We start from the raw sequence: 11,921 nt of genomic DNA on the forward strand, positions 1-11,921 counted from the left end.
CCGCCGTTCACCCGTAGGTCAGTGGCAGGACAGCGGCCTTTGCCCACATGGAGGCCGTACCCCGCAGATCTCCGATCTTCCAGACTTCGAGAAAGACTCACAGACTCATGGCGAACTACACCGCCGCCGACGTCAAGAAGCTCCGCGAGCTGACCGGCGCCGGCATGATGGACTGCAAGAAGGCGCTGGACGAGGCCGACGGCAACGTCGAGAAGGCCGTCGAGGCGCTCCGTATCAAGGGCCAGAAGGGCGTCGCCAAGCGTGAGGGCCGCTCCGCCGAGAACGGCGCCGTGGTCTCGATCATCGCCGACGACAACTCCTCGGGCGTCCTCGTCGAGCTGAAGTGCGAGACGGACTTCGTCGCCAAGGGCGACAAGTTCCAGGCCGTGGCCAGGACCATCGCCGAGCACGTCGCGAAGAGCGCCCCGGCCGACCTGGAGGCCCTGCTCGCCTCCGAGATCGAGCCCGGCAAGACCGTCCAGGCGTACGTCGACGAGGCCAACGCCAACCTCGGCGAGAAGATCGTCCTGGACCGCTTCGCGCAGTTCGCCGACGGCTACGTCACCGCGTACATGCACCGCACGATGCCCGACCTGCCCCCGCAGATCGGTGTCCTCGTGGAGCTGGACAAGCCCAACGCCGAGGTCGCCAAGGGCGTCGCGCAGCACATCGCCGCGTTCGCGCCGAAGTACCTCTCCAAGGACGACGTCCCGGCCGACATCGTCGAGGCCGAGCGCCGCATCGCCGAGGAGACCACCCGCGCCGAGGGCAAGCCCGAGGCCGCCCTGCCGAAGATCGTCGAGGGTCGCCTCAACGGCTTCTTCAAGGACGCCACGCTGCTGGGCCAGCCGTACGCGCTGGACAACAAGAAGTCGGTCCAGAAGGTGCTGGACGAGGCCGGTGTCACCCTGAAGCGCTTCACGCGCATCAAGGTCGGCATCTGAGTCCGTACCGCGATCGACGCGCGACCCCGGGCGGAAACCCGCTAGGGTCGAACGCAGTCGCCCGCTGGCACTCGTACCGCGCACGTCATGACCGAGACGTACGCGCGCGTGGCGGACGGCAGCAGATCTGACAAGGAGGCCATTGCCGAGCATGGGATGCGAACCACGCCCCACCGGCAATGGCCTTCTTGGTATGTGCAACACGTAACAGAGGCGGGATTGCCATGACCACCAAGGCCGAGAAGAGCGACGACGGCAAAGGACGCCGCCGGTTTCTGCTGAAGCTGTCCGGGGAGGCCTTCTCAGGCGGCGGGGGTCTGGGCGTGGACCCCGACGTGGTGCACGCCATCGCGCGCGAGATCGCCGCCGTCGTCCGGGACGGCGCCCAGATCGCGATCGTCATCGGCGGCGGCAACTTCTTCCGCGGCGCGGAACTCCAGGTGCGCGGCATGGACCGGGCCCGCTCCGACTACATGGGCATGTTGGGCACGGTGATGAACTGCCTCGCCCTCCAGGACTTCCTGGAGAAGGAGGGCGTGGACTGCCGGGTGCAGACCGCCATCACCATGGGGCAGGTCGCCGAGCCGTACATCCCGCTGCGTGCCGTGCGCCACCTGGAGAAGGGCCGCGTCGTCATCTTCGGCGCCGGTATGGGGATGCCGTACTTCTCCACCGACACCACCGCCGCCCAGCGCGCCCTGGAGATCGACGCCGAGGCCCTGCTGATGGGCAAGAACGGGGTCGACGGGGTCTACGACTCCGACCCGAAGACCAATCCGGACGCCGTGAAGTTCGACGCGCTCGGCTACGGCGAGGTCATCACCCGCGACCTGAAGGTCGCCGACGCCACCGCCGTCACCCTGTGCCGCGACAACAAGCTGCCGATCGTCGTCTTCGAACTCCTGAAGGAGGGCAATATCGCCCGCGCCGTCAAGGGTGAGAAGATCGGCACGCTGGTCGGTGACCAGGACGGCCGGGTCTGACCGAAGGACCGCGGGCCTGACCGGGGGATGGACAATGTCCTGCCGGTCGGGAACCGTGCAGGAAGAAGACGCGACGCAGCCGGCCGCCGACCGCAGCCAAGAGACGCAGCCGGGCCTACTCAAGACACGCAGGAGCAAGTGGTGATCGAAGAGAGCCTCCTCGAAGCCGAGGAGAAGATGGAGAAGGCCGTCGTGGTCGCCAAGGAGGACTTCGCCGCGATCCGCACCGGCCGTGCGCACCCGGCGATGTTCAACAAGATCGTGGCCGACTACTACGGCGCGCCGACGCCGATCAACCAGCTGGCCTCGTTCTCCGTGCCCGAGCCGCGCATGGCCGTGGTGACCCCGTTCGACAAGAGCGCGCTGCGCAACATCGAGCAGGCGATCCGCGACTCCGACCTGGGCGTCAACCCGAGCAACGACGGCAACATCATCCGGGTGGTGTTCCCCGAGCTGACCGAGGAGCGCCGCCGGGAGTACATCAAGGTCGCCCGGGGCAAGGGCGAGGACGCCAAGATCTCGATCCGCTCCGTCCGCCGCAAGGCCAAGGACGCCATCGACAAGCTGATCAAGGACGGCGAGGTCGGCGAGGACGAGGGCCGCCGTGCGGAGAAGGAGCTGGACGACACCACGGCGAAGTACGTCGCCCAGGTGGACGAGCTGCTCAAGCACAAGGAGTCGGAGCTGCTCGAGGTCTGATGAACGACTCTTCCTGGGGGACGCCGCCGCCAGCCGGGTACTGGGGGCCGTCCGGACAGGGGCCTGTTCCGGGAGCCGTCCCGGCGGGTCCCACGTACGATGCGCATGACGCGCAGCAGACTCGCCCCATGCCGTTCGTGCCCGATATGTCCGCAGCCGGCGGAGACCAGGATGACGACCGGGGGGCCGCTCGGCTGAGCGGCCCCCTGTTCCGCGACGAAACACCGGCGGCACAGCCCTACGCACCGCACGCGCACGGGACCGTGCCGCAGAATCCGGAGCCCATGTCCGACGCCCCGCAGCCGGTCTCCCGGCAGAAGAAGAGCGCGGGACGCGACCTGGGCGCCGCGATAGGGGTCGGCGTCGGCCTCGGCGTGGTGATCATCGCGTCGCTGTTCGTCGTCAAGGCCGTGTTCGTCGGCGTCGTCGCGGTCGCCGTGGTCGTGGGCCTGTGGGAGCTGACCACACGGCTCGACGAACGCAAGGGGATCAAGGCGCCACTGGTGCCACTCGCGGTCGGCGGCGCGGCGATGGTCGTCGCCGGGTACGTGCGCGGGGCCGAGGGCGCCTGGGTGGCGATGGCCCTCACCGCGCTCGCGGTCCTCGTCTGGCGGATGACGGAACCGCCGGAGGGCTATCTGAAGGACGTCACGGCGGGCGTCTTCGCCGCGTTCTACGTGCCGTTCCTGGCGACGTTCGTGGCGCTGCTGCTGGCCGCGGACGACGGGCCGTACCGGGTGCTGACGTTCCTGCTGCTGACGGTGGTCAGCGACACCGGGGCGTACGCCGTCGGGTGGCGGTTCGGCAGGCACAAGCTGGCGCCGCGGATCAGTCCCGGCAAGACCCGCGAGGGGCTGCTCGGCGCGGTGGGCTTCGCGATGGTGGCGGGCGCGCTGTGTATGCAGTTCCTGGTCGACGACGGCGCCTGGTGGCAGGGCCTGCTGCTCGGCCTCGCGGTCGCGGCCAGCGCCACGCTGGGCGACCTCGGCGAGTCGATGATCAAGAGGGACCTCGGCATCAAGGACATGGGCACGCTCCTGCCGGGCCACGGCGGCATCATGGACCGGCTGGACTCGCTGCTGCCGACGGCGCCGATCGTGTGGCTGCTGATGGTGGCCTTCGTCGGCTCCACCTGACGGCGGGCCCGAGCGCGCCAAGCGTCCGTACGGAGTCCTCGTCCCCCGCGGGACGGGGACTCCGTCGTTGTTGGCGGCCCCGGCGCCCTGGTGGGACCATTTCGGTGTAAGGCCGGACAAAAGGGGTCCACCATGCACACCATCCGCGAACAGATCGACGTCGACCGCAGCCCCGAGGACGTCTACGCCTACGCCGTCGACCCCTCCCACCTGCCCGACTGGCAGCTGAGCGCGCTGCACGCGGAGCCGCTGGACGAGGGCCCGCCGCACACCGGCTCCCGGGTCCGGGTCACCCGGCGCGTCGGCAGCCGGGAGATGCCGATGACCATGGAGTTCACCGAGTACCAGCCGCCGCACAGCTGGCGGGTGCAGACCATCGACGGTCCCGTCCGCGCCTTCTTCCACGGCGAGATCGAGCCGCTCGACGGCGGTCGCCGCTCCCGCGTCACCATGGAGGTGGACTTCGTCGGCCACGGCATCGGCAAGGCCCTGGTCCCCCTCGTCGTCCGCCCCCAGGTCCGCCGCGAACTGCCCCGCAACGAGCAGCAGCTCAAGGAGCAGGTGGAGCGGATGGTCGTCTGACGGACGCCGGGCGGGCCACTCCAGTGGATCTGCGACACTGGTACGGCCATGCCTAAGCCCGGAGAACTGATCTCCGACGGGCATGAAGAAGCCCCCTACCAGCGGTTTTGCCGCCAGCAGGGGGCCGTCTGGTACCCGGTGGGCCGTCCCTGGGCCGTCAGGGCTCCTGGGCCGTGCCGAAGACGTCGTCCAAGGCCCGGCGGGCCCGCTCGCTGCTGCTGGGCATCAGGTGGGCGTACACCCGCAGCGTCATCGCCGGATCGGCGTGGCCGAGGTACTCGCTCACGGCCTTGATGCTCTCGCCCGCGTCCAGGAGGACCGAGGCGTAGAAGTGGCGAAGGGCGTGCATCCCGTGCTGCCGGGCGGAGGCGTACGGCTTCCCCGGTTCCGGCGTCGGGATGAGGCCGGCCGCGGCGAGGGCGCGCTTCCACTCGTGGAAGTTGAAGTTGCTCCGCCAGACGATCCCGCCGACCGTGTTCGTGAAGATCAGACGCCGCTCGGTGAGCGGACCGTCCGGCCGACCCCACGGCAACTTGATACCCACAGGCGGGTGAAGCTCCATGTGCCGGCGCAGGGCGGAGGCCACCGAGGACGGCAGCGGCACGTCCCGCTCCTTGTTGCCCTTGGGCGGAGCGAAGACCGCGACACCACGGATCAGCTTGACCTGAGTCGTGACCCGCAGCGTGTCGCCGTCGAGGTGCACGGAGTCCTCGGACAGGCCGATGATCTCGCCCTGGCGGAGACCGCAGCCGCTGCCCACGGAGACCATGGCCTGGTACCGCTCAGGCAGAGCGTTGCGGACCGCGCGCACCTGAGAGGGGAGCCAGGGCACGACCCGGGCGGCCGAGACGGCTGGCGGGCGGACCGATGCCGCCGAGCACGGATTCCGGGCGAGGTGGCCGTCGTCCACGGCGGCCGACAGGACCGCGCGGACGTTGGCGTAGATGTTGCGGGCGTAGCTGCCGCCTATCGCCGAGTCGACCTCCAGGTCGCGCACGAACTCGCGGATGTGGACCGGCCGGAAGGACCCGAGCGGACGCGCCCCGATGCGGGGGAAGGCGTGCCGCCGAAGCCGGGTCTCCACTCCGATCCGTGTGTTCAGGTCGGTCGTCTGCCCGGTGATCCAGCGCTCCGCGTACTGCTGGAAGGTCATCCGGGCGGCCTTGGGATCGACGTACTGACCACGGGACATGTCGGCCGCCGTCTCGGCCAGCCACTCCTCCGCCTTGCGCTTCTGACGGTCGGGGAAGGACCGGCTCTTTTCCGTGCCATCCGGACCGACGTACCGGGCCCGGTAGCGCAGGCCGCTGCCGTGGCGATCGGTCTTCACCTTCACCGGCTTGCCGTCCGGGCCCGTCTCGGTCTTGTACCAGCGATCCTGCACGTGGCCGGGCATCAGGCGGCCACCTCGGTCAGACCGTCGACCCACTCGCGAAGCCGGACGGGGTCGTAGCGAAGGTGCCGGCCGACGCGAAAGGCCGGAGGACCTGTGCGCTTCCGCCGCCACTGGTACAGCGTCTCGACCGGAACGCCGAGCAGCTCGGCGACGTCGGCCGGGGTCAGGTACCGCTCGGGAAGCGTGTGGACGGTCATGCGGCGGCTCCTTCCAGGGCCAGGTCTCGCAGGGCTTCGCGGGCTGTTTCGCGGTTGAGTTGGAGGCCGCGGGCGATGGTGGCGGCCAGGACGGATTCGCCGGGGGTGTGGCCGTGGCCCGCGTACTGCCAGTCGGTGAGGACCAGGACGGTGTCCGGCTCCTGGCCGTCGAGGCCGAGGGCGGCGTGCTCCTGGGCGGCGCGGAAGTCGGCGCGCGCCTGGCGCAGGGCGCCGAGGGTGGTGGAGTAGCGGCGGGACTTCGAGGAGAAGTGGCCGCGGAAGCCGAGCATGTGCGCCCAGGCCCACAGGCGCCGGTCCGGGTACAGCGGGTCGAGCAGCTTGCACGCTTCGATCAGACGGCGGGTGTGGTCGGGGACGCCGTGGCGGTCGAGTTCGGAGAGTTCGCCGATGCGGCGGTCGAGGGTGCCGGTGTTCTCGGCGGCTTTGGTGGCGTACTTGGCGACGTAGGAGGCGACGGCCTGTTCCGTGATGTCGGAGCCGTCCCCGAAGGCCTTGACCGGGCGGACGTCGAGCTGTCGGCCCCATCGGAACGTCCGGGCGGGCTGGTCGGCGGCGGCCGGGACGGAGACCGAGGTGTAGGAGTGCGCGGCGGCGGCCCGGATGGCGTCCTCGAGGAGGGCGACCGTGGCCCAGGTCGGCGGCGGGGTGCCGGGGCCGTCCGGTCCGTCGATACGGATCACGGCGTGGAAGTGCAGGGCCCCGCGCTTCTGGAACTCGGCGACCTTGCCGTAGGAGAGCCGGGCGGCTTCCTTCAGCTCCCGTTGCGAGAGGCCGGCGCGGGCGGCGACCTCCCGGCGTAGCCGGTTGGTGAAGCGCTGCCAGAGCTGTCCGGCGTGGTTGTTGAACAGCACCGCGCCCGCGTAGTCGTACGTGTCCGGGTCGAGGGCGGTGCCGAGGGCGGAATCGTCGGCGGTGTGGCGGGTGCCGCAGCGGCAGATGCCCCGGTCGTCGGGCCGGTTGTGCACGCGGCCGAAGGAGGGGGCGGTGAGGGTGGCGAAGACGCGGGGATGGTCGCGGACGGTGGCGGGGATGTCGCGGCGGTCGTCCCCGGCGAGGCCGGCGCGGATGAGGTGGTAGGTGTCGCCCGCGTAGGTCCAGGCGCAGGACGGGCAGCGGGAGGCCCGGCGGTTGCCGCAGGCGAGGCGGAGCCGTCCGCCGGGTTCGCCCTCGGTGGAGTAGTGGTGCAGGGTCTCGCCGGTCGTCTTGTCCTTGTGCAGGACCCAGCCGGTCAGGTGGATGGGGTCGGCGCAGCCGCCGGTGCGGCGGATCTGCTCGTGCCAGCGGTGGTAGTCAACGGCCGAAGCCACCCTCAGCAGGTCGCCGAGGGTGGCACGGTCGAGCAGCTGCTCAGGCACGGGCGCCCTCCCGGTGGGGGCGGGTACGGGCGACGCCGAGGCCGTTGCAGGCCGGGCAGTGCGCGGTGATGGTGCGCAGGTGACCGCGGTGGTCGCGGCCGCCGAGGGTGACGGCGACGGAGGCGAAGCCGTCGCAGGCCGGGCAGATCCTCGGCGGGGGCGGGGTGTGGTGGGCCATGATGGTGGTTCCTTTCGATTGCGGTTGGAAGGAACGGCCCCGGGTGGCGGCGTGCTTGGCGGCTTGTGCGCCACCCGGTGGCCTCTCAGCGAGTGGTGCGGGAGCCCCGGCGGGTACGGCCCTTGGTCGCGTACATGGCCGCGTCGGCGGCGGCGAGCGCGTCCGTGAGGAGTGGCACCGTCAGCTCCGCGACGGGGCAGACGCCGACCGAGGCGGCCAGCGGGAGGAACGTTCCGCCGTAGGGCAGCGGCCGGTGCAGCGCGGCGGTGAGCGCGTCGAGGTCGACGGCGGCCAGGTCCCGGATCACGGCGACGAATTCGTCCCCGCCCAGGCGACCGGCGGTGCCGTGGTGTCCGCACCAGGTGCGCAGCCGGTCGGCGGTGGCGACGAGGGCGGTGTCCCCGGCGGCGTGGCCGTGGGTGTCGTTCAGGGTTTTGAAGTGGTCGAGGTCGACCAGGAGGACGGCGGCGTTCGGGTGCCGGCGGATGAGGTGTTCGGCGCGGGCGGTCCATCCGGCGCGGGTGTGCAGGCCGGTGAGCGGGTCGCGGCGGGCGCAGGCGAGACGGCGGGTGAGGATGCCGCCGTGCACGGCCCAGCCGAGTAACGGCACGATGCTCGCGGCTATGTGCAGGTCCATGGCGTTGTCCCTTGACGATGGCGGTTGGCTTGACGGAACCCGGTCCCAGGAGCGGCGGCGTGCTTGGCGGCTTGGGCGTCGCCCCTGGGACCGTTCAGCGGCGGTGCTGCGAGGCGATGACCGAGCGGACCACCACGGCGCAGACGGCGACGGACGCGCCGGTGACGGCGACGGCCAGGAGCATCGAGACGAGGACGGCGCCGACGACCAGGACGACGGCGGTGCCGGCGCCGACCAGGGTGAGGACTGCGCCGGGGGTGAGCTGGACGGTCGGGCGGGTCGACGCGGCCGGGGCCGGGGCGGGTGCCGGGTGGTGCTGGACCACGGTGGTCGGCTCGATGACGGCGGGCGGGGTGACGAGCCCGGTGGGGGTGGGCATGGTGGGGATCTTCGGGCGGAGCATGACGGTTCTCCCTTCGGTGCGGACTACTTGGTGAGGGCGGTGTCGATGGCGGGGGCCAGGACGCTGTCGGCGAGGAGGTAGCCGCCGAGGAGGAGGACGGCGACGAGCCACCAGGGCGGGCGCAGGAACTTGACGCCGAGGTAGCCGACGGCGGCGAGGGCGAACCAGAGGGGGACCTGCATGACGGGTGTCTCCTAGCGGACGCGGCAGCGGTGGGTGCGGGCGGCGAGCTGGGCGGCGGACTGGCTGGAGTAGTCGGCGGACCAGCCGCAGCGGTCGGCGGTGCAGACGGCGGCGTGCGCGGTGCGGCCGTGGCGGTCGCGGTGGGTGCCGATCTGTACGGGGCCGATGCGCATCACGGAGTGGAAGTGGTCGCGGGCGGGCATGACGGTCAGTCCTTCCGGTCGGTGGTGGGGTCGGGGAAGCTGGCGCGGATGCCGGCGGCGGCTGCCGGGCTGGGGGTGCGCTGGGCAGCTTCCTCGGCGAGCAGGTGGGCGAGGTAGGGACGACCTGCGGCGGTCATCTCGCGGGCGCTGTCGAGGTAGTCGGCGGCGGTCAGGTCGGCGGGGTCGAAGGTCATCGGTCGTCCTGTCTTCCGGGTCAGGTGAGCTGGGCGGCGATGGCGTCGGCGAGGTGGGGCGGGACGCCGAGGCGGGCGCGCAGGGTGTCGGTGTCGATCGGGGCACCGGTGCGGTCGCGGTAGTCGGCGGCGACCTTGCGGGCGTGGTCGACGAGGACGGCCGGAACCGCGGGGGCCGGGTCGGCGGGCGGAAGTGCCGGCGGTTCCGCGACTGGAGCCGCGGCCGGAGCGGGGGCGGGCTCCGGGTCCGGCACGGGTGCGGGGTGCGGTTCGTGGTCGTCGGTGAGGTCGGGTTCCGGGGCCGGGACGGGTGCTGGCGGAGTCGGTGTGCGGTGGTCGGCGGAGTGGGCGAGGAGGGTGCCGCCGAGGAAGGCGAGGGCGGGCCATCCGGCGATGCCCAGGCGGAGCAGGGCGGGCGGGTCGGCCAGGTCGAGGAATCCGGCGGTGGCGACATTGGCGCCGAGGGAGGCGAACAGGGCGATGAGGAACCAGCACCAGGCCAGCCGGGACGGACCCTCACTGCGCAGGCGTCGCCAGGCGGCGACCAGGAGCAGGTCCACGCTGACGGGGTAGGCCCAGGCTTTCCAGCCGTCCTGTCCGGCAGCGGCGGCCAGGTCGTGCAGGTGGGCGAAGGACAGGGCACCGGCGATGACGGCTTGGACCAGGACGGCGTCGACGCGCAGGCCGTGGCGGGCGGCCATCAGGACTCCTCACCGGTCGGCGGCTCGGGGAGGGATGCGGCCAGGGAGGGGCTGACGACGTCGACGAAGTCGAGGTCGGCGCCGCTGGTGTCGGCGTAGAGGGCGAGCTGACCGAGCAGCAGGACGGTGCGGGCGAAGTCCTCGCAGTCGGGGCACATGACGCGGGTTCTCCCTTCATCAGGCATGGCAGGGGTAGGGATCTGGCGCGAAGGGTGGTCGCGCCGACCGTGGAGCGGGGGAGGTCAGGCCGTGGCAGGAGCGGTCTTAGCCAGCGGCGCCGGGGCCTCGGAGGCGCTGGTCAGTTCGGGCCGGAAGGGGGCCAGTTCGGGCAGGTCCGGGGTGCGGTCGGCGTGCCGGTTGCAGGTGTTCACGGCCTGGCGGAGCGAGGTGTGCGGGGCGCGGATGCGGTGCCAGCCGCCGGTGGAGTCCCCGGCTATGGCGAGGCCGCGCAGTTCGGCGGGGATCTGGATGGCGGCCAGGACGGCGTCCGGGGAGATGTCCCCGAAGGCCATGTTGGCGGAGGTTTCGTCGTTGACGCGGTGGGCGGTGCGGCCGGTGAGCTGGGCGCGGAGCATGGTGATGCCCTTGCCGAGTTCGGAGCCGAAGCGCTGCCCGCAGATCTCCAGATAGATGCCGGCCGCGCGGCCGAGCTGGGCGAGGCGGACCAGTGCGGTGATGATCCGGTCGCGCCGCTTCTCCTCCTCCTTGCTCGCGAACAGGGCGAGTTCGGCGACCTCGTCGACCAGGACCACGACCGGCACGGGCCGCAGATGTTCGGGCAGGTCCCAGATGTCGGCGGCGATCTCCGCGTCCGGCACGGCGGCGGTGATGCGCTGTTCGGCGCGGATGAGCTGGTAGACCCCTTCCATGCGGGACACGAGCGCGTCGAGGAGGTCGGCGGCGGTGTCGGGGTTGTCGGCCAGCGCGGAGAACCGGCGGGCCAGCGGGAACAGCTCGACCCCCTGTTTGCAGTCGACGCCGACCAAGGCCACATCCATCGGGGCGAGCCCGGCGACCAGGTTGCGCTGGTAGACGGACTTGCCCGACTCGGTGGCGCCGAGGGTGAGGGCGTGCGGGATCGCCCGGTAGTCGCGGTAGTGCACCGAGCCGTCCTCGCGCAGCGCGACCGGGACCCGCATCGGGCGGGTGTCGAGCTTGGCGGGCATCTGCACCCGCTTGAGGACGTCGTATCCGGTCATCCGCACTTCCACGACGCCGGACCGCAGTTCACGCGAGGTGACGCCGTACATCGAGAAGGAGTGGCGCAGCCGGTCGGAGGCGGCGGCGACGTCGAAGGCGTCCTGTCCGGGGCGCAGGCCCAGCCGCAGGACCAGGCCGGTCCGGGTCGGGCGGAAGCGCAGGATGCGCGGCGGACGGGAGGCCGGCACGTCCCGGTTGGTGACTCGTGCCAGGGCCAGGCGCCAGCGCGAGGGCGGGACCGTCAGCCCGCAGGCGTCCATGACGGAGGCGTAGCGGACCAGGACCCGCAGCGTGGCCAGGGTGACGCCGAAGGTCAGCCAGTACCAGGCGGGACGCCGCCACCGCAGGAGACCCGCAGCGGCGACGACCAGCACCAGAGCGACCGTGGAGGCGGTCATGATCAGGCCGCCGTGGAGTTCGCGGCAGCGGCGACCAGGGACGTGACCGCGACGGCGCGGAAGGCGATGCCGTGCCGCTTCTGGCCGTTGAAGTCGTTCTCCCACGGCCGGGCGATCAGGCCCGTGAGCGCGACCGGGGTGCCCATGGTCAGCTCACCGGAGATGCCCGGCTCGGGGACGGTGATGGACAGGATCTCCACCTCCTCGTTGGCCGCGAACATCACGTCCACGGTCATCAGCTTCGCGCCGGTCTCCATGTCAGTGGCGATCTCGCCGGTACGGCGGTCCTTGACCTTGGGCTGCGGGGTCTTGGCGACCATCACGGTCGCGGTGGAGGTGTCCACGGTAATCTGACGCATCGTCTTGTCTCCTGCTGTGGCGTGTTCTTGGCCGACGTCCCGTCGGTGAGATCAGGAGACCGCGAGAGGGGGTGGACGCATCACGGCCCGTATGGACGTTTAGGGACGTCTGAGTTATCGTCAAAACGTCCCTACGGGTCCCGAGGAAGGGC

At 71.4% G+C, this 11,921-nt stretch carries 18 protein-coding genes; 5 read left to right on the top strand and 13 right to left on the bottom strand.

Translation table 11 applies throughout. From position 1 onward, the window contains the following. Nucleotides 1-107 precede the first annotated feature (107 nt). The 5 genes from tsf (at nucleotide 108) to ABZ659_RS00875 (ending at nucleotide 4,344) form a co-directional block, all read left to right on the top strand. Nucleotides 108-944: a translation elongation factor Ts gene (gene tsf, locus ABZ659_RS00855; RefSeq protein WP_360212032.1), complete on the top strand. Its 837-nt coding sequence runs from the start codon at nucleotides 108-110 to the stop codon at nucleotides 942-944. Nucleotides 945-1,168: 224 nt separating this feature from the next. Next, nucleotides 1,169-1,927 carry a UMP kinase gene (pyrH, locus tag ABZ659_RS00860; RefSeq protein WP_360212034.1) on the top strand — a complete coding sequence of 253 codons (759 nt, stop codon included), beginning with the start codon at nucleotides 1,169-1,171 and terminating at the stop codon, nucleotides 1,925-1,927. Between the two features lie 141 nt (nucleotides 1,928-2,068). Then, on the top strand, nucleotides 2,069-2,626 hold the full coding sequence (gene frr / locus ABZ659_RS00865) for a ribosome recycling factor (RefSeq protein WP_360212036.1): 558 nt from the start codon (nucleotides 2,069-2,071) through the stop codon (nucleotides 2,624-2,626). Further along, complete coding sequence (locus ABZ659_RS00870) at nucleotides 2,626-3,762, top strand: phosphatidate cytidylyltransferase (protein ID WP_360212038.1); 1,137 nt, start codon at nucleotides 2,626-2,628, stop codon at nucleotides 3,760-3,762. Before frr ends, ABZ659_RS00870 begins: the two co-directional genes overlap by 1 nt. A 132-nt stretch (nucleotides 3,763-3,894) precedes the next feature. Next, nucleotides 3,895-4,344: an SRPBCC family protein gene (locus tag ABZ659_RS00875; protein WP_360212040.1), complete on the top strand. Its 450-nt coding sequence runs from the start codon at nucleotides 3,895-3,897 to the stop codon at nucleotides 4,342-4,344. A gap of 157 nt (nucleotides 4,345-4,501) precedes the next feature. On the opposite strand, the gene ABZ659_RS00880 is transcribed toward ABZ659_RS00875, so the two are convergent. The 13 genes from ABZ659_RS00880 to ABZ659_RS00940 form a co-directional block, all read right to left on the bottom strand. After that, entirely contained in the window at nucleotides 4,502-5,740 is a 1,239-nt protein-coding gene (locus ABZ659_RS00880; protein ID WP_360212042.1) for a site-specific integrase, read from the bottom strand. Then, nucleotides 5,740-5,937 carry a helix-turn-helix domain-containing protein gene (locus tag ABZ659_RS00885; protein ID WP_266371892.1) on the bottom strand — a complete coding sequence of 66 codons (198 nt, stop codon included), beginning with the start codon at nucleotides 5,935-5,937 and terminating at the stop codon, nucleotides 5,740-5,742. The genes ABZ659_RS00880 and ABZ659_RS00885 overlap by 1 nt, the downstream gene beginning before the upstream one ends. Next, entirely contained in the window at nucleotides 5,934-7,313 is a 1,380-nt protein-coding gene (gene repSA / locus ABZ659_RS00890) for a replication initiator protein RepSA (protein ID WP_360212044.1), read from the bottom strand. Before repSA ends, ABZ659_RS00885 begins: the two co-directional genes overlap by 4 nt. After that, on the bottom strand, nucleotides 7,306-7,491 hold the full coding sequence (locus ABZ659_RS00895) for a hypothetical protein (protein ID WP_360212046.1): 186 nt from the start codon (nucleotides 7,489-7,491) through the stop codon (nucleotides 7,306-7,308). Before ABZ659_RS00895 ends, repSA begins: the two co-directional genes overlap by 8 nt. Nucleotides 7,492-7,576: 85 nt before the next feature. Then, the gene (locus tag ABZ659_RS00900; RefSeq protein WP_360212048.1) at nucleotides 7,577-8,128 is read right to left on the bottom strand and encodes a GGDEF domain-containing protein; all 552 of its coding nucleotides are present in this window, start codon (nucleotides 8,126-8,128) and stop codon (nucleotides 7,577-7,579) included. A 94-nt stretch (nucleotides 8,129-8,222) separates the two neighbouring features. Beyond that, a complete protein-coding gene (locus tag ABZ659_RS00905; protein ID WP_360212050.1) occupies nucleotides 8,223-8,531 on the bottom strand; it encodes a SpdD-like protein in 309 nt (102 codons plus the stop codon). 23 nt (nucleotides 8,532-8,554) lie between these two features. Next, on the bottom strand, nucleotides 8,555-8,713 hold the full coding sequence (locus ABZ659_RS00910; RefSeq protein ID WP_094103445.1) for a hypothetical protein: 159 nt from the start codon (nucleotides 8,711-8,713) through the stop codon (nucleotides 8,555-8,557). A 12-nt stretch (nucleotides 8,714-8,725) separates the two neighbouring features. Further along, the gene (locus tag ABZ659_RS00915; protein ID WP_360212052.1) at nucleotides 8,726-8,917 is read right to left on the bottom strand and encodes a mobile element transfer protein; all 192 of its coding nucleotides are present in this window, start codon (nucleotides 8,915-8,917) and stop codon (nucleotides 8,726-8,728) included. A gap of 5 nt (nucleotides 8,918-8,922) precedes the next feature. Continuing rightward, entirely contained in the window at nucleotides 8,923-9,111 is a 189-nt protein-coding gene (locus tag ABZ659_RS00920) for a hypothetical protein (RefSeq protein ID WP_360212054.1), read from the bottom strand. A gap of 20 nt (nucleotides 9,112-9,131) precedes the next feature. Next, on the bottom strand, nucleotides 9,132-9,812 hold the full coding sequence (locus ABZ659_RS00925) for a DUF2637 domain-containing protein (protein WP_360212056.1): 681 nt from the start codon (nucleotides 9,810-9,812) through the stop codon (nucleotides 9,132-9,134). Continuing rightward, entirely contained in the window at nucleotides 9,812-9,970 is a 159-nt protein-coding gene (locus ABZ659_RS00930) for a hypothetical protein (protein WP_215207556.1), read from the bottom strand. Before ABZ659_RS00930 ends, ABZ659_RS00925 begins: the two co-directional genes overlap by 1 nt. Nucleotides 9,971-10,054: 84 nt before the next feature. Further along, on the bottom strand, nucleotides 10,055-11,410 hold the full coding sequence (locus tag ABZ659_RS00935; protein ID WP_360212058.1) for an FtsK/SpoIIIE domain-containing protein: 1,356 nt from the start codon (nucleotides 11,408-11,410) through the stop codon (nucleotides 10,055-10,057). A 2-nt stretch (nucleotides 11,411-11,412) separates the two neighbouring features. Next, on the bottom strand, nucleotides 11,413-11,769 hold the full coding sequence (locus ABZ659_RS00940) for a hypothetical protein (RefSeq protein ID WP_360212060.1): 357 nt from the start codon (nucleotides 11,767-11,769) through the stop codon (nucleotides 11,413-11,415). Nucleotides 11,770-11,921: the final 152 nt, after the last annotated feature.

This window comes from Streptomyces sp. NPDC006997 (genome assembly GCF_040635175.1).
GTDB lineage: Bacteria > Actinomycetota > Actinomycetes > Streptomycetales > Streptomycetaceae > Streptomyces.